Annotated in this window: 18 protein-coding genes and 1 tRNA gene; 10 read left to right on the top strand and 9 right to left on the bottom strand. The window is 32.2% G+C overall.

What is annotated here, in order from left to right; genetic code table 11:
- Positions 1 to 118 precede the first annotated feature (118 nt).
- Both ACFSC2_RS15265 and ACFSC2_RS15260 read left to right on the top strand, forming a co-directional pair.
- Positions 119 to 583 (top strand): DinB family protein, encoded by a 465-nt coding sequence (locus ACFSC2_RS15265; RefSeq protein WP_379814512.1) that lies wholly within the window; start codon positions 119 to 121, stop codon positions 581 to 583.
- A 783-nt stretch (positions 584 to 1366) separates the two neighbouring features.
- Positions 1367 to 1438 (top strand) — tRNA-Glu (locus tag ACFSC2_RS15260).
- 102 nt (positions 1439 to 1540) lie between these two features.
- Here ACFSC2_RS15260 and ACFSC2_RS15255 read toward each other — a convergent pair.
- Both ACFSC2_RS15255 and ACFSC2_RS15250 read right to left on the bottom strand, forming a co-directional pair.
- The gene (locus ACFSC2_RS15255) at positions 1541 to 2242 is read right to left on the bottom strand and encodes a M23 family metallopeptidase (RefSeq protein ID WP_379814514.1); all 702 of its coding nucleotides are present in this window, start codon (positions 2240 to 2242) and stop codon (positions 1541 to 1543) included.
- 2 nt (positions 2243 to 2244) lie between these two features.
- Positions 2245 to 2970 (bottom strand): hypothetical protein, encoded by a 726-nt coding sequence (locus ACFSC2_RS15250; protein ID WP_379814516.1) that lies wholly within the window; start codon positions 2968 to 2970, stop codon positions 2245 to 2247.
- Positions 2971 to 3259: 289 nt separating this feature from the next.
- Here ACFSC2_RS15250 and ACFSC2_RS15245 point away from each other — a divergent pair, with 289 nt between their 5' ends.
- The 5 genes from ACFSC2_RS15245 to ACFSC2_RS15225 all read left to right on the top strand — a co-directional run bounded on the left by ACFSC2_RS15245 (position 3260) and on the right by ACFSC2_RS15225 (position 7700).
- Complete coding sequence (locus ACFSC2_RS15245) at positions 3260 to 4396, top strand: helix-turn-helix domain-containing protein (protein ID WP_379814517.1); 1137 nt, start codon at positions 3260 to 3262, stop codon at positions 4394 to 4396.
- A 77-nt stretch (positions 4397 to 4473) separates the two neighbouring features.
- Positions 4474 to 5082, top strand: coding sequence for a hypothetical protein (locus tag ACFSC2_RS15240; RefSeq protein ID WP_379814518.1), 609 nt, complete (start codon positions 4474 to 4476; stop codon positions 5080 to 5082).
- Positions 5083 to 5137: 55 nt separating this feature from the next.
- A complete protein-coding gene (locus tag ACFSC2_RS15235; RefSeq protein ID WP_379814520.1) occupies positions 5138 to 6370 on the top strand; it encodes a hypothetical protein in 1233 nt (410 codons plus the stop codon).
- Between the two features lie 11 nt (positions 6371 to 6381).
- Positions 6382 to 7179, top strand: coding sequence for an alpha-ketoglutarate-dependent dioxygenase AlkB (locus tag ACFSC2_RS15230; protein ID WP_379814522.1), 798 nt, complete (start codon positions 6382 to 6384; stop codon positions 7177 to 7179).
- The gene (locus tag ACFSC2_RS15225; protein WP_379814524.1) at positions 7176 to 7700 is read left to right on the top strand and encodes an endonuclease V; all 525 of its coding nucleotides are present in this window, start codon (positions 7176 to 7178) and stop codon (positions 7698 to 7700) included. The genes ACFSC2_RS15230 and ACFSC2_RS15225 overlap by 4 nt, the downstream gene beginning before the upstream one ends.
- 243 nt (positions 7701 to 7943) lie before the next feature.
- Here the strand turns inward: ACFSC2_RS15225 and ACFSC2_RS15220 are convergent, their stop codons facing one another.
- Both ACFSC2_RS15220 and ACFSC2_RS15215 read right to left on the bottom strand, forming a co-directional pair.
- Complete coding sequence (locus ACFSC2_RS15220; protein WP_379814526.1) at positions 7944 to 8249, bottom strand: hypothetical protein; 306 nt, start codon at positions 8247 to 8249, stop codon at positions 7944 to 7946.
- 258 nt (positions 8250 to 8507) lie between these two features.
- Positions 8508 to 9350 carry a leucine-rich repeat domain-containing protein gene (locus ACFSC2_RS15215; protein WP_379814528.1) on the bottom strand — a complete coding sequence of 281 codons (843 nt, stop codon included), beginning with the start codon at positions 9348 to 9350 and terminating at the stop codon, positions 8508 to 8510.
- Positions 9351 to 9529: 179 nt separating this feature from the next.
- Here ACFSC2_RS15215 and ACFSC2_RS15210 point away from each other — a divergent pair, with 179 nt between their 5' ends.
- Together ACFSC2_RS15210 and ACFSC2_RS15205 are read left to right on the top strand one after the other, a co-directional pair.
- On the top strand, positions 9530 to 10018 hold the full coding sequence (locus ACFSC2_RS15210; protein WP_379814530.1) for a DUF1761 domain-containing protein: 489 nt from the start codon (positions 9530 to 9532) through the stop codon (positions 10016 to 10018).
- Positions 10019 to 10137: 119 nt separating this feature from the next.
- Positions 10138 to 11283 carry a GNAT family N-acetyltransferase gene (locus ACFSC2_RS15205; RefSeq protein WP_379814532.1) on the top strand — a complete coding sequence of 382 codons (1146 nt, stop codon included), beginning with the start codon at positions 10138 to 10140 and terminating at the stop codon, positions 11281 to 11283.
- On the opposite strand, the gene ACFSC2_RS15200 is transcribed toward ACFSC2_RS15205, so the two are convergent.
- Positions 11284 to 12153 carry a diacylglycerol/lipid kinase family protein gene (locus tag ACFSC2_RS15200; RefSeq protein ID WP_379814534.1) on the bottom strand — a complete coding sequence of 290 codons (870 nt, stop codon included), beginning with the start codon at positions 12151 to 12153 and terminating at the stop codon, positions 11284 to 11286.
- A 61-nt stretch (positions 12154 to 12214) separates the two neighbouring features.
- Here ACFSC2_RS15200 and ACFSC2_RS15195 point away from each other — a divergent pair, with 61 nt between their 5' ends.
- The gene (locus ACFSC2_RS15195) at positions 12215 to 13177 is read left to right on the top strand and encodes an App1 family protein (protein ID WP_379814536.1); all 963 of its coding nucleotides are present in this window, start codon (positions 12215 to 12217) and stop codon (positions 13175 to 13177) included.
- Positions 13178 to 13262: 85 nt separating this feature from the next.
- Here the strand turns inward: ACFSC2_RS15195 and ACFSC2_RS15190 are convergent, their stop codons facing one another.
- The 4 genes from ACFSC2_RS15190 to ACFSC2_RS15175 all read right to left on the bottom strand — a co-directional run bounded on the left by ACFSC2_RS15190 (position 13263) and on the right by ACFSC2_RS15175 (position 19383).
- A complete protein-coding gene (locus ACFSC2_RS15190) occupies positions 13263 to 15179 on the bottom strand; it encodes an ABC-F family ATP-binding cassette domain-containing protein (RefSeq protein WP_379814538.1) in 1917 nt (638 codons plus the stop codon).
- Between the two features lie 250 nt (positions 15180 to 15429).
- Positions 15430 to 16428 carry a TerC/Alx family metal homeostasis membrane protein gene (locus ACFSC2_RS15185; protein WP_379814540.1) on the bottom strand — a complete coding sequence of 333 codons (999 nt, stop codon included), beginning with the start codon at positions 16426 to 16428 and terminating at the stop codon, positions 15430 to 15432.
- Between the two features lie 30 nt (positions 16429 to 16458).
- The gene (locus ACFSC2_RS15180) at positions 16459 to 17970 is read right to left on the bottom strand and encodes a helix-hairpin-helix domain-containing protein (RefSeq protein ID WP_379814542.1); all 1512 of its coding nucleotides are present in this window, start codon (positions 17968 to 17970) and stop codon (positions 16459 to 16461) included.
- A 3-nt stretch (positions 17971 to 17973) separates the two neighbouring features.
- A complete protein-coding gene (locus tag ACFSC2_RS15175; protein ID WP_379814544.1) occupies positions 17974 to 19383 on the bottom strand; it encodes a PP2C family serine/threonine-protein phosphatase in 1410 nt (469 codons plus the stop codon).
- Positions 19384 to 19387 lie beyond the last annotated feature (4 nt).

Here is a 19387-nt window from a genome sequence, read left to right as displayed (position 1 = left end):
TTATCTTTTCAATCTAAAAATAAGACAAAAGCTTCGGAGAAAATCTGGAGCTTTTTTTTATTAAATGGAATTAACTTAAAAAACTTAACTTTATAAAACATTAAAAATCAACGTTATCATGTATCTAAAAAAACAATACAATCTTGTTTTAGAATCTAGGAATGTTCTTTTTGATTATTGCAAAACAATTAAAAATGAAGACTTTATAAATGAAAATTCTTCTTTTGGAAGAGGTGGAAGCATGCGAAATTTATTAGTACATATTGCAAATACTTATGAATTTTGGATTGCAAATATCTCTTTGAAAAAAAGCATTGTTTTCAGTCCTTATGAAAATTATCAAAACATTGAGGATGTACTAAAATTGTTTCTATCCATAGATGAATTTATGGATGATTTTTTTGAATTAACAGAAAAATCAGATAATGAAATTCAGTATGAAAGAAATGGTCAAAAAACAAGAACCGAACCTTTCAAAATATTTACACATGTTATAACGCACGAATATCATCATAAAGGTCAGATTCTATCTCTTAGCAGACATTTGGGTTATATACCTGTTGATACAGATATTATAAGATAATTTTTAGTGAAAAACATTTAAAAGTTACATGATCGCATATTTTTTTATCTTTGAAATACGACTTTTTAATTGAAATGGCTTTTTCTTAGAGCCTTCAGAAAATCAGGAATTGTTTATTTAATAAAGAAGAAATTTTAAGCGCTTCAGAGAAATGCAAAATAAAAAAAAAGAGTTTTTAAAATTATTATCATTTTCAATAATTACAGCAATTGTCATTAGATACATTTCTATACACATTATTTGGAAAAATATGGAAGCGATAAAAATTGATTTCCACAAAAATCTAATAAATATAAATACCTATCAGCAAAAGACAATTGAAAATTTTTATCTCGAACTAGCCTGTTTATTGGTTTTGCCATACATTCTAGCGATATTGTTTTATTTTTTAACCAAAATTAATTTAAAGCCCAAAAACAACTTTCTAGTCTTTATACTTGCATTTACTGTATTGTTTTTCGCTTCGTATATTTTGTTTGGTTACGCTTGCAAATTTTTAGAATAAATAAAAAAAGGGACAAAATACCTAAAGAATATTCTTTCATAACAACAAAATTGAAATTTTATTCAAAATTATTTTTCAATTAAAAAAGTCAATTATATATTTTATAAAGACAAAACAACCAATTATTAATCAAATAAATACATTTTACTTAACTCAATTTATCGAAGGTTTATTAATTCCAAAATGCGATACTTTTAGTAAAATCGAAAAAAGTTTTTTCTAAAATCCTTTGTACATCTCAAAAATAGTTGCATCTTTGCACCCGCAATAACAAAGCAGGTCCGTTCGTCTATCGGTTAGGACGCCAGGTTTTCATCCTGGTAAGGGGGGTTCGATTCCCCCACGGACTACAAAAAAAAGCTTCAGAGAAATCTGAAGCTTTTTTGTTTTTATCACATTCACAGAGAAGATCATTTCTGGATCAATCCATTTCTCAAGATGCTGTTTGCAGTTTATTTTTTTCTTACTATTTGAGAAGTAATAGGTTCTCCCCTTTCTGTAAAAACATCATCTGCATAGTAATTTATAAATTGTATCGGAAGTCCGACGCCAGTTTCAACAGATGAGGTTGATTGTAAATGATAATGCAAATGCGGACCTGTAGAATAACCGCTGTTTCCGGCCAGACCAACTTTTTGACCTCTAATTACAGTATCTCCTAATGCTACTATAATGGAGTTCTTTTTTAAATGAAGCATAAACGAAAATTCTCCATTCAAGTGGTCAATTACAATATAATTCCCGAATGGCTTCTTTGTGTTTAAAACTCCAGGAACATTCTCATCAATACCATTTTCAAGAGCTATAATCTTTCCGTCGCCCGGAGCATTTAGAGGCTTTCCAAAACAATAATAATCTTCATTTTTAGTTCCGTCTCCAATCCCTCCTCTCCTGTTTATTACATGAAACATATCCAGCGCATATCTTTGATGGCGATTAGGAGCAAAATGATGATTTATCTCTAGAGATTTTCCTCCCGCAGCAATGTACCAATCGTCTTCAAAGGGTAATTCTAATACTGTTTTTGTTTTGTAATTCAAATATACATCTTCATCATACTTACCTTCATCTCCCATTAGCATATCAGCACAAGACGTTAATAAAAAAACTGTGACAACAACAAAAGTGTAAATTGTAAATTTGATATGTTTCATGATTAAAATTTATAGTTAATACCCAGATTTAGCTGATGCTGCAGTTCTCTGTAAGCACTTGGCACCTGAAGTCGGGAATAATTGAAGTTGTATATTGCCTTTACATCAAAATGATTTGAAAGTTTATAACCATACTCTAAATCCCAGAAAACACTCTGAAACTTATTTAAAGTGTAAAATTTACCTGCAGCATTGGTAGCTCTAAACAACGCAACAGGAACAACAAATTTTGATGATAAATATTGTTTGTCATTTAATTGATAACTCAACTTACCTGCAACACCAAATTCTTGATGAACAGTATAGTAATCCCCATTATTAAAAGTTACATTCTCATTATTGTAAATTGATATATTGGTTTGCGACTGCAATCCTAAATTTACAGTGAGTCTATCTTGGTTATAATTTTTTTTGAGATAAGAAAAACCTATTCCGAATTTTGAATAATCATTATTCAAATTGGATGATACGTTTGTTTTTAATTCCGATTTCAAATAATCGAGCTTAACTTCAAACAAATTTTCATTTTTACTCGTGTGGGTGTAGTTTAATTTATACACCAAACCTTCGTACTCATACATAGACACTGGAGCAAACTCGAGATTTTTTAAATAGCCGAAATTATTTCCCACAGAAAATTCCAGCTGATTCTTTTTTGGAGCAGTTTGCGATTGAACAGCCGCCACAGACAAAACTGCAGTCGTAAAAAGGAGTCGATTTAATTTCATATAAGATTGAGATAATTAAGTTGATTTTCATCGGTCAAAACTAAATGATTAAAAAAGTGAAAGGTTTCAAAACCTTAAAACTGCACAAATCCGAACTTATTTATCGTGTTCAGAAAACTCAAAAGCATTGATGGATGCGTCACCTTTAAGGATAAAAAATGTTTTAGTTAATCATTTCTTAATGATGTAAGAAAATTTTCGGAGTTCTTTTAAATTCGTCCCGCAATTCAGACAAACAGACTTTATGTTGCTGTTTTGTAAAACATCCAAAAACAAAACTTAAATAACTTTGATCTATCTAACACTTATAAATATTGCGATTTTTCAAGGAATAATTTTAGGATTAATTATTTTCAAATCGCCTTTATTCAATAGTAAATCAAATAGATATTTGGCTTGCGCGATATTCACTCTTTCAATATTGCTGCTAAATCTGGTTCTGGATATTGGAGGCGCATACGAATCACTGCCTTTTTTACGATTAATTGACGATGTCGAATGGGCATTTCTTTTACCGGTTTTTCTCTTTTTATTTATCATACAGCGCGTTGACCGGACTTTAAAAGATCAAAACAAAATCGGATTATTGTTTTTCCCTTTCGGATTTTCTGCCGTCATTAATATAACATCAGATCTTGATAACGTATTTGGTTTTTATAAAATTCCGCCATTAGGTCTCAAAATATTGGAGGTATTGAGTGAAATCGAAATTTTTCTAGCCTTAACATTCATTCCTTTACTGCTGCTCTACTCTTATCGTTTTTTGAAGTATTCTAAAAATCTGCAGGAAAAAAAATGGCTGACCACTTTATGGATTATCTTTTCTGTTTTATTATTTTCTTGGGTCATTGCATTAATCCTTGCATTATTTTTTCAATATGATGTTACTTATATTATGAGAAGTCTGGCATTATTTGGCACATTTTTAATTCATTGGACAACTTACATCGGAATCTTCAAATTTAAACTAGCCAATGATCAGCCAGGTATTTATAATTTTCTGAATAAAGAAATCGTAACTTCTGATAATAGTCTGCTCTTAAATGATTATACCATAAAAGAAGAAATCAAAGAATCTATTACTCCCGACAATCTTTATTTTCAAAAATTGGAATTTTTGTGCCGAGAACAACATATTTATACAGACAGTATGTTAACCCGCGAAGTAATTGCAGAAAAATTGGGCATAAGTGCAGGTTACGTTTCACAAATTGTAAATACTATTACTGAGGATAATTTTGCAAACTACATTAACAAATATCGAATAGAAGCTGTAAAAGAAATGATTTTAAATTCTGAATATGAAAACTACAATCTGCTGACGATTGGACTAGAAGCAGGATTTACCTCTAAAACTACTTTCTACAAAGCCTTTAAAAAGGTTACAGGTCTGACGCCTAATGAGTATCGAAATGCAAATAAATAAGCGCCGATTTTGTGCAATTTTAAGTTTATATATCTAAATATCTTTCTATATTACTACCATATTTCAACTGATATTTTATGGAAAAAGCCCCGAAAACTTGGCAGCAAAGACGAAAAGATTATTTAGCCGTATCCATAATTTGCTTAATTGCCGGAGCTTGTTTCTTCTATAATGTAATTAACGAAAGTTATGTTATAAAACCTGCTGATCTTACTACAATAGAAAAATTAGTCATTTCTAAAAACCCTGTTTTTAAAGAAAAGAAAGGAAAACACGGAAGAAAATGGATTGAGTTTAAATGCGCCGAAAATTACAGTACTTTTGAAATTGAAGGCTTTGATTATAAATGCGCGCTCCGTTCTGAAATAGTAGAAGAAATAAAGACTGGCGATACTATTTCTATTCAGGTTCTCAATAAAGAAATGGAAAATTTTGACGCCGAAACTTCTTGCGAAATTCATTCGCTTATTAAAAATGACAGGGATTATCTTGACATAGAATGCCGTAATTCAGCAGACAACAGTGATGGAAAAAGAGGATGCATCATGTTATTTGGAATCTCTTTAATGTGCTTTATTGTGTTTGCTTTCGAAAACAAACCCATTCTTTTCGATCAAATGGATCCAGCAGTAATAATTGGTCTTGTAGCGATAATTCTTTTTCTTGCTTTACTATCACTTAAATAAAGTTTTTTTTCTAAATCTATTATATTACTTTTCAATTGTTTAAAACTATAGCCGAATGATACCAACATTACCTGCAGAAAATAAAATTACTAAAGCAAAAAACTTCTTAATTGTTTTACAAGAAAACATAGCATCTGACTCTGAACTGAGTTACTTAATTGAAAATTTCTGCGGAACTGTTTTAAATAATCTGTCTGAAATTCAAACTACTTTAGAAAACAAAATTATTTATTGCTGCGGTGATATTGAAAAATTGGAACACAAAGGAAACAATATATTGGTCATAAAAGAGCTGTCAATCAATTTTGAAAATGCTGACTCAAACACTCACTTAATCGAACTCGGAAAAGTACCTCTTTTGATTAGTAAAGCTGGAGTTTATTTTAGAGAAATGTTTACTGAAGAAGATTATTTTAATAAAATAAAATCGGAACATGCTTTTCAAGAATTAACAGAATCCAACAAAGAATCTAAAGCTTTACGAAAAGGTATTTACTTAACCGAAGTTTCTAAAGAAAAAACAGAAAACGATGCCGAAGCATTCCATTATCGTTTGTTGAGGTGTTCCAGCAATTTTACAGGACCGACAGATAATTTTCGCACTGCCGATCATTTTATCATAAACACACTTAATGAAGCTATTAAATTTACTTTTGAAGAAGAAACAAAACTTAATCATGTCCTAGCGCAGATTTACGAAAACAAACTCAAAAGTGCTGAAAATGCTAAAGAAGTAAAATCTAAAATAAAAGCGCATTCGGATAAAACAAAAGATATGCCCAAAGACGGTCTTATTGCGTTTTGTACTTTTTATGACAAATCTAATTTTGAACAGCTTTTGCCTTCAAAAAAAGATCGTTACGATTGGTGTTATAAGCAAACAAGCGGATTGACAAGACTGCATTTCAAACTAAAAAATACGGTAACAAATCCCGATTTAGACAAAGAATTCAGCGTTACATTATATCCAAATTCTGCTTTCTTGATTCCCCTTTCTACCAACAGATTATATACGCACGAAATTAAACCGTCTGTATTAAACGCAGATCAAATTCCAGTTAGAATGGGCTATGTTGCGCGTTGTTCTAACTTAGAAGCCATTTTTATGAATAATCAGACTTATATTAAAGAAAACGGCGAATTAGTCAAATTAGAACAAATGACAGAAGAGACGATGATTAATTTAAGAGATTCTTATTACGAAGAAAATATTAGTGAAAAGAAAATGGAATACGGAAAAATTCATTTCAGTATGAATTCCGGCGATTACGAAAAACCAATATTTTAAACCTCAACAAAGTGAACAAACCTTTTTTTTATAAAATTACGCTTCCGTTTGAGCAGAATTTGTTTGACGAATTATTTGATTCTGCTGAGTTCGAATCTGTCACAAAAGGCAGAATCGGAAATCATTTGGTACGCGTGCAAAATGATGAGGTTCCGATTGTGAGAACAAGCACAATTTACAGCATACCTGCTTTTGATTTTTCTTCGGTTCATCATCAAATTATTGAAACTGTAAATGCTGCAATCGAAAATCATGCAAAAGAATATCTGCCAAAAGTGGATTTCAATAATGCTCTGATTGAAATTTACGACTGTAATTATTCGACTATGAAATACCATTCGGATCAAGATTTAGATTTAGAAAAAGATTCTTACATAGGACTTTTTACTTGTTATGAAAATCCAGAGACATTGACCGAAAAGAACATTCGAAAGTTAAAAGTCAAAAACAAAGAAAGCAATGAAGAATTTGATGTGCCGTTAACCCACAATTCGATTGTTTTGTTTGATTTAGAGACTAATTCAAAATATCTTCATAAAATTATTCTCGAGTCGCTTCCGAGTCTCAAGAAAATGGAAAAAGACAATAAATGGCTCGGACTGACTTTTAGAAAATCGAAAACCTTTATTCATTTTAAAGACAATCTTCCTTATTTTGCTAACGGAAATTTGTTAACCTTGGCCAACGAAGATCAGAAAAAAGAATTTTACCAATTAAGAGGATTGGAAAACAACAATATGAATTTTATCTATCCGAAATTAACTTATACTTTAAGCGAAGCGGATACTTTTATACCAAAACAAAAATGAGTGAAAAACCAGCCATTCTAGCCTTTGACACGTATTATTTTGACGGAAAAGCAAAAACAATCTGCATTGAATTTACTGAATGGAATCAAACGGAAAACTATAAAGTTCATACCGAAATTATCGAGAATGTAGAAGAATATATTCCAGGCGAATTCTATAGAAGAGAACTGCCTTGTATTTTAAGCCTTTTAAATAAAATTGAGAATAAGAATATTGAAGCTATAGTTGTAGATAGTTTTGTCTATTTGGACGATGATAAAAAGTTTGGCTTGGGAGGGCATTTATACGAAAATCTAAATCCGAAAATCCCTGTAATCGGTGTTGCCAAAACCAACTTTGCTTCTTTAAATAAAGACAAAAAAAGTTTATTTAGAGGCGACAGTCAAAAGCCGCTATATATTACTTCGATCGGAATTGATCTGGAAGATGCTTTTAAAAAAGTAGAAAGCATGGCTGGAGCGTTTCGATTTCCGACATTGCTGAAAGAATTAGACCGATTATCTAAAGAAGATACTATCTAAACCACTAAACGCAATTATTTCTAACACATAGAAACATAGTTTTTTAGAACTAAAAAGGCGTTTCACTTATATAAATTCACATAGCTATGTGTGAGAAACGAGTTTCTTTTAATTACCTTTTTCAGACAAGGCAAATCTATGTTTCTATGTGTTTTGAATTATTTTTTTAATAATTCTGAATGTTTTAATCATAAAAAAAGGCCATTCTAGAATGGCCTTTTTAAATACTATTTTTTGAGAAAATTATGCTCTAAACAAAGCATATTTATTGTAATTGAACAACACTCTATCATAAGGAACATAAAGCGAAACAATTTTTTCTGATGATTCGTCAAATTTGATTCCGTTGTATTTTCTAAACAAATAGATTTCTTTTAAGCAATTAGAAAGACTTTGATGGATTTCGCTTGTAAAAGTTGGTACTTTTTTATCGCCCACCAAAAGATCGATTTGGTAGTTTGAACTGCTTTTTGATAAGTTATTACCAATAATTCTTAAGGTAAAAGTAGTAGCTTTTCCGTGTTGTTCTCCTTGATATTGCAGTGTCATAATTTCTAGTTTATTAAAGATTAGTAATACCGCTGACGCAGCAGCTTTTGCTTGTTCGAATACTTATATTAAAGTTATAAAAAATTTAGACAAACATAAAAAATAGGTTCCAAATTAAATGTTATTTTTTGAAGAAAATTTACCTTCTAAAAAACATAAAACCGTAACAAGTTACGGTTTCAGCAATTAACTAAATATATTTAATCAACTTGTTAACGAGAGTAAAATTCATTCATAAGCACGATTAATTTTTGGGAATTATTGTAATTTATTTTCTTCATGTATTTCGAGCAAAAACGGATTCCCGCTTTTGTCCAGCATGGTCATATTTAAAGCATCTAAGAGCGCCAGATTTCGAGAAACTTGTCCGCTGAATTTATTATACGAAAGATTTATTTCTGACAAATCAGCTAACTTTTCAAGCTCTTTCGGAATTTCTCCTTCAAAATTATTATCAAACAAACTTAGATTCTGCAATACTGCAAAGTTTGCAATTTCGCTGTTTAGTGAACCTGATAATTTATTTCCGTTTAAAAGAAGCACCCGCAGATGATCCATTTTATAAATCGAAACAGGTAAAACACCTTGAATTTGATTATTAGACAGAACAAGAATTTCAAGCTGTTTCAATTTTCCAATTTGAGTCGGTAATTCGCCTGTAAAATCATTCTTAAAAAGCTCTAAATCTTTGAGTTTTATTAATTCTGAAATAGCAGTTGGAATTCTTCCTGATAATTTGTTTTGAGACAGATTTAAAACTTCCAGCTCTTTTAAATTCCCTACTGAAGACGCTAAATTTCCTTCTAACTTATTTTTATGAAGATCGATCGCTACCAAATTCGTTAAATCAAAAAAAGCTTCAGGAATTTGTCCGTTGAGGTTATTATCCGCTAAAGAAATTCCGATTATTTTTCCGTCTTCAATCTCAACTCCGTGCCAATTGGTTACGGGCTTTGATAAATCCCACTTTATTTTCCAGTCATTTCCGTTTGCAGCATAATAAAAAGCAAGCAACGCGTTTTTATCTTTTTCCGACACTGGCTTTGCACCAATTTGGATCGAAAAAAAACATATTAAAACAAAAGCGATTAGACTTTTCATGAGGGGGCTTACATCAAATTTCTCGACAAAAATAGAAAATTCATACATGAAAACAGGTATTTTGTCGATAAAGTGTTAACAAAAAATAAATTAACACTTTTGTGTAATGTTCAAAAAAATCATCTGTCTATTTGCTTTTTCATTACATTTGAATTAACTAACTCTAAAAACCTCATATTATGGAATTTAAATTTACCGCATTATTCGTTTCTGCAATTGTTACCCTGATAGTTGGCTTTGTTTGGTACAATCCAAAAGTGTTCGAAACCATCTGGATGAGAGAAAATAATCTAACCGAAGAAGATCTTAAAAAAGGAAATATGCTTAAAATCTTCGGATTAACGTATATTTTTTCGTTAATGATTACCGTTATTTTAATGTCGCTTACCATTCATCAATCTGGAGCTATCGGAATGGTTGGCGGACCGCCGAAGCTGGAGAGTGCAAAACCATCGTTTGCGGCTTTTATGGCTGATTACGGAATGGCTTATAGAACGTTTAAACATGGTGCGCTTCACGGCTTTATGTCTGGATTATTTTTTGCGTTTCCGCTAATTGGAATTAATGGTTTGTTTGAAAGAAAATCTTGGAAATATATTTTTGTAAACTCAGGTTACTGGCTTGTTACGCTTACGCTGATGGGCGGTATTATCTGTGCTTTTGCATAATCAAAATTCTTAAAACCCGTTTGAAGTTAAATCTTAAAACGGGTTTTTTCTTAATAATAACTTAAAGCCATTTCGTTATTATAAATATTATCTAATTTTGATGAAATTACATCGCACTTTTGACTACAACTTACTCTTTCCAGATTTACAAAAACACTTCTTCGCTGCCTTCTGAATGGAATCTGCTGGCTGTTGACAATATATTTCTTACGCGTGAATATCTCGAAGTTTTAGAAAATTCCTGCCCCGTAAACATGACGTGTCATTTTATCGGACTTTTTGAAGAAACAAAACTTGTTGGAATTGTTTTAACGCAATTTTTATTTGCAGAAAAACTAGAATCGTTTGGAGAACGCGATAAATGCCTGAAAACTTCGGTTCGAAATTTTGCACTTAAAAATTTTGCATCGCATGTATTATTTGTCGGAAATAATATGCTCACAGGTCAAAATGCATTTATTTTTGATAAAAACATCAAAGAATCTAAAGCCGTAAAAACACTTCATAAAGCGATTAATCAGCTTAAAAAAGAGTTGAAAGAAAGCGGTAAAAAAGTTCATATTACGAGCGTCAAAGATTTTACTGCAGAAGAAATCAAACCTTTGCAAGCTGAATTTAAAAACAACTATACTTTTTCGACGCAGCCAAATATGGTTTTTGAAATTCGAGAAAACTGGAAAAACGAACAGGATTATATCGACGCTTTGTCAAAAAAATACCGCGATCAATACAAACGCGCCCGAAAAAAATCGGAAGGAATTACGAAACAGCAATTGTCTTTGTCGGATATAAAACGATACGAAGATGTACTCTACGATTTGTATTTTCATGTAGCCAAAAATGCGCCGTTTAATACTTTTTTTCTAGCTCGAAATCATTTTAGCTTTTTCAAAGAAATTATGGGCGAAAACTTTTTGCTCTATGGTTATTTCGTTGACGAAAAACTAATTGGTTTTAATACGTTAATTAAAAACGGAGATACGATGGACACGTATTTTTTAGGTTATGATGAAAGTGTACAACGCGAAAAAATGTTGTATCTAAACATGTTGTACGACATGATCGCCTACTCTATCAAAAAAGGCTTTAAAGAAATTGTTTTCGCCAGAACGGCACTTGAAATTAAAAGTTCTGTGGGTGCAAAACCTGTAAAAATGTATGGTTTAATTACGCACAGTAATGCATTAATAAACCATAACATTTCTAGGTTTTTTAATTATTTGGAGCCAAAAACAGAATGGCAGGAACGAAATCCTTTTAAATAATCAAGGCACAGCCAATTTCATTTGTTTGTGCAGTATATGAATTTCTAAAGATTTCTGAGCGCCGCAATATTCGCCGTCAATTTGAAAATTAACAGGATAATCGGTTTCAATAGTTGCTTTATCTGTCGAAATAATTACAATATCGTCGGAATCAATCGGCATATTTCCTGTGATAATTTTTCCGATTAAAAGCAAATCGAGACTTTTTAAGATTACCAATTCAAACTTTCCATCGTTCATAGAGCCATTCGGATTGATAATTACACCTGTTCCGTATTTCTGCGAATTGGCCACTACAATCATTCTGGCAGTATGTTCTACCACTTTATTATTTGCCGAAATTGTTGCTACAAAAGGTTCTTCCGATTCTTTCAACGTTGTAAAAGCCTGCAATGCATATCCCCAAAAGCCTCTTACATCGCTATTTTCGTAGTTTTTAACCAAGTTTGCATTCAATCCCAAATCGCTTAAATGGATGCTTTTTTTGCCGTTTATGCAAATCATATCCATTTCGATATAGTGATTTAAAAAGGCAATTTTAAGGTTTTCTTCTATTCCGGCTGGCAGGTTTAAATCTACCGAAAGGCCGTTTGCAGAACCCGCTGGCAGAATCCCGATAATTACATCGTGTTCTTCCATTGCTTCGGCGACCATTTTGATTGTTCCGTCTCCGCCTGCAACAACTATTCGTTCAGGAATGTATTGATCGTATATTTTTTGAATTTCTTTTAAATCATTCTTTCCAGTTGTTTCATAAACTTCTAAATCAAAATGATTTGTCGCTGCAAATTCTTGAACAGCTTCTATTAAATCCGATTTGTCCAAATCTCCAGAGATGGGATTTACGACAAAGAGTACGTTCTTTTTCAAAATTTTATTTTTAAAACCAATTATATTAAGTAAATTACAGTTACATAAATATACGGAATTAATGAAACCAATTTTACAATTATATCGAGGTTATGCAAACGAACAAGAATTAATTGTAATGGGACATGTTTTAAAAAGGGAACATAATTATGATTTTGAGAAAAGGAAGCTAAAAAATGCTACTTCGATTCTAAAATTGTTCCGAATAAAAACGATCAAAAATTTTGACGTTTATCTTCATTACAATGGCCAAGTAATTCACACCAAAACATTGGATGATGGTTATTTTAAATTTTGTATTCCGCTTGAAAAGGAAACTCATTTTGGATGGATGCCTTATGAAGTGAGTTTAAAATACGGAACTGAAACCAAAATCTGTAATGGCAGCTTTATTAGACCTCACAAAGGCAAGCTTGGAATTATTTCGGATATTGATGATACCTTTTTAATTTCTCATACAAATAATTTCTTCCGAAAACTTTATATTCTTCTTTTTAAAAATGTGAACGACCGCAGGGTTTTTAAAGATGTTGTTGCGCATTATCAGGCTTTGAGTTCGGCAGGCAGAACCAATACGGAAGAGGTAAATGCATTTTTCTATATTTCGAGCAGTGAATGGAATTTGTATCGCTTTATTAGAAAATTTACGCGAATTCATAAATTGCCAAAAGCGGTTTTTCTTTTAAAAGATATTAAACGAGGAATCACTGATTTTTTTATGAGCGGAAGAGGAAATCACGATCATAAATTCGAAAAAATTAAACATGTTGTAGAGTTTTATCCAACTTTAAAATATGTTTTAATGGGCGACGATTCGCAACATGATCCGATGCTGTATGAAAGAATCTGCAAGATATTCCCGGTTACTGTGATTGCAGTTTATATTAGACAAACAGGCAGTTCGCCTAAAAAAGAAGTTCAAAAAATACTGCAGAATTTAGAAAGTCTTAATGTTTCGGTTTGCTATTTTAAAGAAAGCAGTCAAGCGATTGAACATTCTAAATCTATTGGGATTATTGGGTAGTTTTTTTGTTTCAAGTTTCAGGTTTCAAGTTACGTGCGAAAACTTGAAACCTGAAACTTGAAAGTTGAAACCTTAAAACAAAAAACTAAGCTTTAAAATTATCAATCTCTTCTTGAACGATTTCCCAATCCATTAATAATTGTTCTAAGTCTGCTTTCTTTTTGTTATAAGCTGTAAAAAAAGAGGCATCTTCGATATGTTTATCGTAATTACTTTCCAGCATTTTGTCATTGTGCTGAATGTCTTTTTCTAACTGCTGAATCTGACTTTCGATTTTGCTTAAACGGTTCTGAAGCGCTTTTGTTTTCTTCTGATCTTCGTACGAAACTTTGCTTGCTTCTTTTACCGGAGCAGCCGTTTTTACAACATCTTTTTTCTCAACCTCGCGCATATTTTCAAGATTACGCTGTTCTAAGAAGAAGTTGATGTCTCCAAGATATTCTTTTATTTTTTGATCTTTAAATTCGTAAACAATATTCGACATTCCTTGAAGAAAATCCCTGTCGTGAGAAACTAATAATAAAGTGCCACCGAATTTTTGAAGTGCCGCCTTCAGAACGTTTTTAGATTTAATGTCCAAGTGGTTCGTTGGCTCATCCATCAGCAATACATTGATTGGCTGTAATAACAATTTACAAAGCGCTAGACGGTTACGTTCTCCTCCAGAAAGTACTTTTACTTTTTTCTCTACATCGTCTCCGCGAAATAAAAACGAACCTAACATATCACGCACTTTCATACGGTTGGTGTCAGTTGCAGCATCTTCCATTGTTTGTAACAATGTGATTTCTCCGTCTAAATATTCGGCTTGATTTTGAGCAAAATATCCTAATTGTACATTATGTCCTAATTTGATATTTCCTTGGTATTCAAATTCGTTTACCAATGCTTTAATGAAAGTCGATTTTCCTTGTCCGTTTTGGCCGACAAAAGCAATTTTACTTCCTCTTTCTACTAATAAACTGATGTCTTTAAGAATCGTTTTATCGCCGTAAGCTTTTGTAACATGTTCTGCTTCGATTACTACTTTTCCTGGTTCTTTAGAAACTGGAAAAGAGATATTCATTACAGAATTATCGTCTTCGTCAACTTCGATTCTTTCTACTTTATCTAATTTTTTAATCAACGATTGCGCCATAGAAGCTTTTGAAGCTTTTGCACGGAATTTCTCGATTAATTTTTCTGTTTCTTCAATCTTTTTCTGCTGATTTTTTTGAGTCGCTAATTGCTTTTCGCGAATTTCATGACGCAATTCTAAATACTGAGAATAAGGTTTATTGAAGTCGTATGCTTTTCCTAAAGAGATTTCGATTGTTCTGTTGGTAACATTATCCAAGAACATTTTATCGTGCGAAACGATTACAACAACTCCAGGATAATTGCGAAGGAAGTTTTCTAACCAAATAATACTCTCGATATCTAAGTGGTTGGTTGGCTCATCCAGAAGCAATACATCGTTGGACTGTAATAATAATTTCGCCAATTCGATACGCATTCTCCATCCTCCAGAAAAGGTTTCGGTTTGGTTATTAAAAACTTCTCTTTTGAAACCTAAACCTAAAAGGATTTTCTCTGTATCTCCAACATAATTATACCCTCCAAGAAGTTCAAAACGGTGTGTATAATCCGAAAGATCTTCGATTATCTGTCCGTATTCTTCACTTTCATAATCGCTTCTGGTAACCAATTGATGATTGATTTGTTCTAGTTTTTTTTCTACAACTTTAATTTCTGTAAAAGCTTCATACGCTTCTTCCAAAACGGTTCTTCCCTGCTCAAAATCAATATCTTGACGCAAGAATCCCATTCTGATATCTTTCTCTTGAGAAATTACTCCAGAATCTGGTTTAAAATCTCCTGCTAACATTTTTAACATTGTAGATTTACCGGCTCCGTTTTTACCGACAAGACCCACGCGGTCGCCGGCTCCTAAACGAAAAGTAACTTCTTCAAATAAATAGGTTCCTCCAAAAGAAACAGAAAGATTGTGTATGTTAAGCATAACTTGATTGCTGTAAAATAGAATGGTTTACTAAACCATTGTTGTTTATTAAATTATCGCATGTAAAAGCTTTTTGAATATGCTTCTTTTTGAATTACGATTTTGAAAGTGCAAAAGTATAACTTTTAATTGAAGTTTCGCTCCTCAAAACCAATCGCTTTTGTATTTCTTAAACACAAAAAAACGGATTGATACTAAATATCAATCCGTTTATATAAACGCAGGAATTTGTTTTGCGCTAAATTTTGAATTAAGCTTCTTTTGGTTCAGGGAACATAATAGATGCTATTACTGAAATAATCAATACGCCTCCGATTACCAATAACGAATAAATTGAATCGATGTGGTAAAATGGAGAAATGATCATTTTGATTCCGATAAATGACAAGATAATTGCCAATCCGTATTGTAATTTACTGAACAGGTGAATGAAGTTGTCTAATAAGAAAAACAATGCTCTAAGTCCTAAAATTGCGAAGATGTTAGAGGTGTAAAGAATAAACGGATCGTTTGAAATTGCAAAAATTGCCGGGATAGAATCTACTGCAAATAACAAATCGGTAAACTCAATTACTGCCACAACTACTAAAAGCGGTGTTGCCAATTTTTTTCCGTTTTCGAATGTAAAGAATTTATCGCCGTCGTATTTATCGCTTACGCTAAAAAACTTTCTAATTAATCTTGCTCCTCTTGTGTTGTTGTAATCTTCATCGTCATCATCGTCACCAGAAGACCATGATTTGATTCCTGCATAAACCAAGAATAAACCAAAAGCAGTCATAATCAAGTTAATATCATACTTAAATCCTTCTATTCCTGCAAGGCTTAAAAGTTTGTTTAAATAAGTTAATTCTATTAAGAATGCTCCAGAGAATATAAATATCGCTCTTAAAACCAAGGCTCCAATAATTCCCCAAAACAATACTTTATGTTTGTTTTGATTGGCTACATCAAAAAACTTAAATACTAATATGAATACAAATAGGTTATCTACAGAAAGTGCTTTCTCTATCCAATAAGCTGATTGAAACTCATAGAACTTTGCTGCTCCGGCATAGTGATATACTAAACCACTAAAAATCATGGCTAAACTGATCCATACTAATGACCACGTAATCGCTTCTTTATTTGATACGACGTGGCTTTTTTTGTTGAAGATTCCTAAATCCAGTAAAAGCATAATGACTACTGCAATCGCGAAAACGACAATTAAACCGGGATGTTCCGAAAAGATTGGGTGTTGATTCATTTTAGATATTAATTAAGTTAATTTTTAAAGTTATGTATTGGCCATTGTTACTACGATTACTCTTCCTCCTTCTTCATTAGAAAGCAGTATTTTTTTCCCGTGTGTAAGTTCAACCATTGTTCCTATCGGAATTTCTTTGTTTTCTGTTAAATCTTTTAAAGATGTTAGTTTCTGATTCACCATTACCCACTTGTCTTTAAAGAACGTAAAATAACCTACCGGCACTTTTTGCAGCGGGGTTAATTTCTCATTTCTGGCAATATTACGATTAACATGCCATTGAAACAAATATTGATCGTTATAAACCATCAATCTATGATTCTCGGGTTTCCAAGTTGTTTCCTGAAACTGATAATACAGATCTAAAACTGGCAATGTTCCTTCATGAGGCGTACCGCAAAAAGGGCATTTTGGTCTGTTTGTATTATCAAAAACATACCATTTTTGCTCGCAGTAAGTATTATGGCATTTCTGCATTAAATCTGTAGTTTTCAAAAGTGCTGTTTCCCACTCTTCTGCAGTTGGTCTTAACATCGGATTATGAAGTCCGTCTATGAAAACTTTATCAAATAACGCTTTTAAGTAGGGTCCTGTAATAGTATATGGCAATTTACTGCTATCTGCCCAAGGTAAATCCCATTTTGAAACCTGATTGATTTTAGGTCTGTTAGTTGCATCTGTCGGGTGTTCTATAAAAATTGCCTTTTCTCCCATTGATAACAGATCATCTTTTTCGGTATCAAGATCATGAACCTTTCCGCCTTTTAAAGGATGTCTGTGCAATAAAAACATGTAAATTAAAATGGGCAGCGAATGCAGATCGGTTAATCTGTTTGGCAGTTTTCTTTCAGGATCTGTTTTATGTAAATGCTTTGTTGCAAGTACTTCTGGAGCTATAAAACCAGGAGTTCCGATTACCTCGGCAGGAAATAATCCGGGAACGACCAAACCATCGATATCAATAATACAGGCCGCTTTCTCAACCGGATCTACCAAAACATTATTATGTGATAAATCGGAATGCGACAAACCCATTGCGTGCATTTTTTTGACACCGCGCGTAAGGTTTACACAAATCTGAAAATAACTCAGCCAGTCTCCTAATTCTGAATTTGCAATACGCAAAGGATAATGCGGGTTTCTAAATTTTGAACTCGAAAACCATAATCCGTGTTTTTCTTTTCCTTGAATTAAATCGCTGGTTTGATATCCTTTTCTAAAGAAGAATTTAGGTTTATAAAGCGGTACAATAACTCCTGTCAAGCCTTTATACGTAATCACGTCTGTAGGCCATCTGAATATATCATTGATATAAAAATCACTGGCTTCTCCTTTTTGAATTTGATCAAAATATTTATTGGTTATTCGTTGTAGTCTTTCTTTTTGGTTATCATCGAGCTGTTCTCTAAAAATAGCAACAACGTATCTTTTGTCTGGACTAAAATAAACGTCTTTAACCCCGCCACGCATCGGTTCGCCATTATCTTCAAATTGATAAGACTTGCTGGTATCGTTAATGGATTGTACTGTAACTATATTCATGATTTAATAAATTATAACTAAAGTCCTGTCATCATGATTTCCAGGACTCCAAAAATCCATCCAAGTAGAAAGCTGCCTTGCTATATCTGAATCATTTTTAAAATCAACTTTGGCATTATCGTCATTATTTCCATTTAAATCGGACAAAAACGCCTGCCATTTTTCAATTTTTTCGAGATTAGCTTCCACAACAAACTTCGGATCGTAAATTCCGTCTGTCATTAACATCAAATATGAAAAATCATTCAATAATTTAAAACCAAAACGTGATGCATATTTTTCATTTTGAAAAATTTCCGGCATTGTAATAAATCGTGTTCCGCCGCCAAATTCACCAACATCTATCGTATTCATTAATGTGACTGACGTGAGATCTTTATTAACTAAAGTAATTGGACAATCGCCGACTCCAAAAGTCAAAACTACATAACCAAACTCATATTTTTTTACTAGAGCAAAAATTAAGGTAGCGTGAAATTTATTTATTTCTTCATCTATATTTTTAGCAAACTCTTCTATTTTTTGATTGACAAAATGAGCTGCTTTGGATAAAAGGTCATAAACCAAATGGTTTATTTTTGTTATCGATTCCTCGTCTGTTTTATTGTAATAATTATAAAGCAGTTCGTCAAATTCATTTAGATTTTCTTTTTCTAAATTTTCTTCAAAATATTGAACAACAGTTTCGCAAGCTAATTTTGAACCTTTTCTGGATAAAGAAGCAGAACCGGCTCCATCTGAAACGGCTATTAAACTCCAGCCGTTTGAGAAATTAGCAACGTTAAAATCGTCTTCTCTAAATCCGCCGACATTGGCGTGACTTCTTCCTCTTTTGGAAACGGCAACCATTTTTTTATCTAAAAATCTATCCGAAATCGCTTCAATATCTTTTTTACTGAATGGAGCTGCTGCATCACTTTCAATGCTTTTCCACAATGATTTGGGATCTGGATTAATAATCAGCGTGATGATTTTCTCGTTTAACGGAGATTCTTCAACGTCTTTATCTATCTTTATTTTGAAAAGGAATTTTATTTTTAAATCACCATTAACTTTAGGAATTCCGTGAATGATTTTTTTGTCTGTATCAAATATAAGTCCTGTATCTTCTAGGTTTTTAATTTCGTAAAAAACAACATCCTGCCATTCTAATTGCTCAAAATCAATTTTTGCTTCATATGTTTTATTGACAGTTCCGTTTGGTAGAAAAACAGACTGATTTAAAATGTCATCAATTCGATTTTTCAACTTCCAATTATTCATAATCATCTGCTGTTTTTCCTTAATTAATTTTACGGCATTAATATTTGATTCATTATGGATAAAATCCTCAAAAAGATGCTGTTTACTTTCTGGGATATCTACTTTATTTTGAGATAAAAAGGATTGAAGATATCTTTTGGTCTCTTCCATAATA

Source organism: Flavobacterium artemisiae, assembly GCF_042678225.1.
GTDB lineage: Bacteria > Bacteroidota > Bacteroidia > Flavobacteriales > Flavobacteriaceae > Flavobacterium > Flavobacterium artemisiae.
Note: the sequence above shows the minus strand (reverse complement) of the source record. Positions and strands in the feature narration are given on the sequence as shown.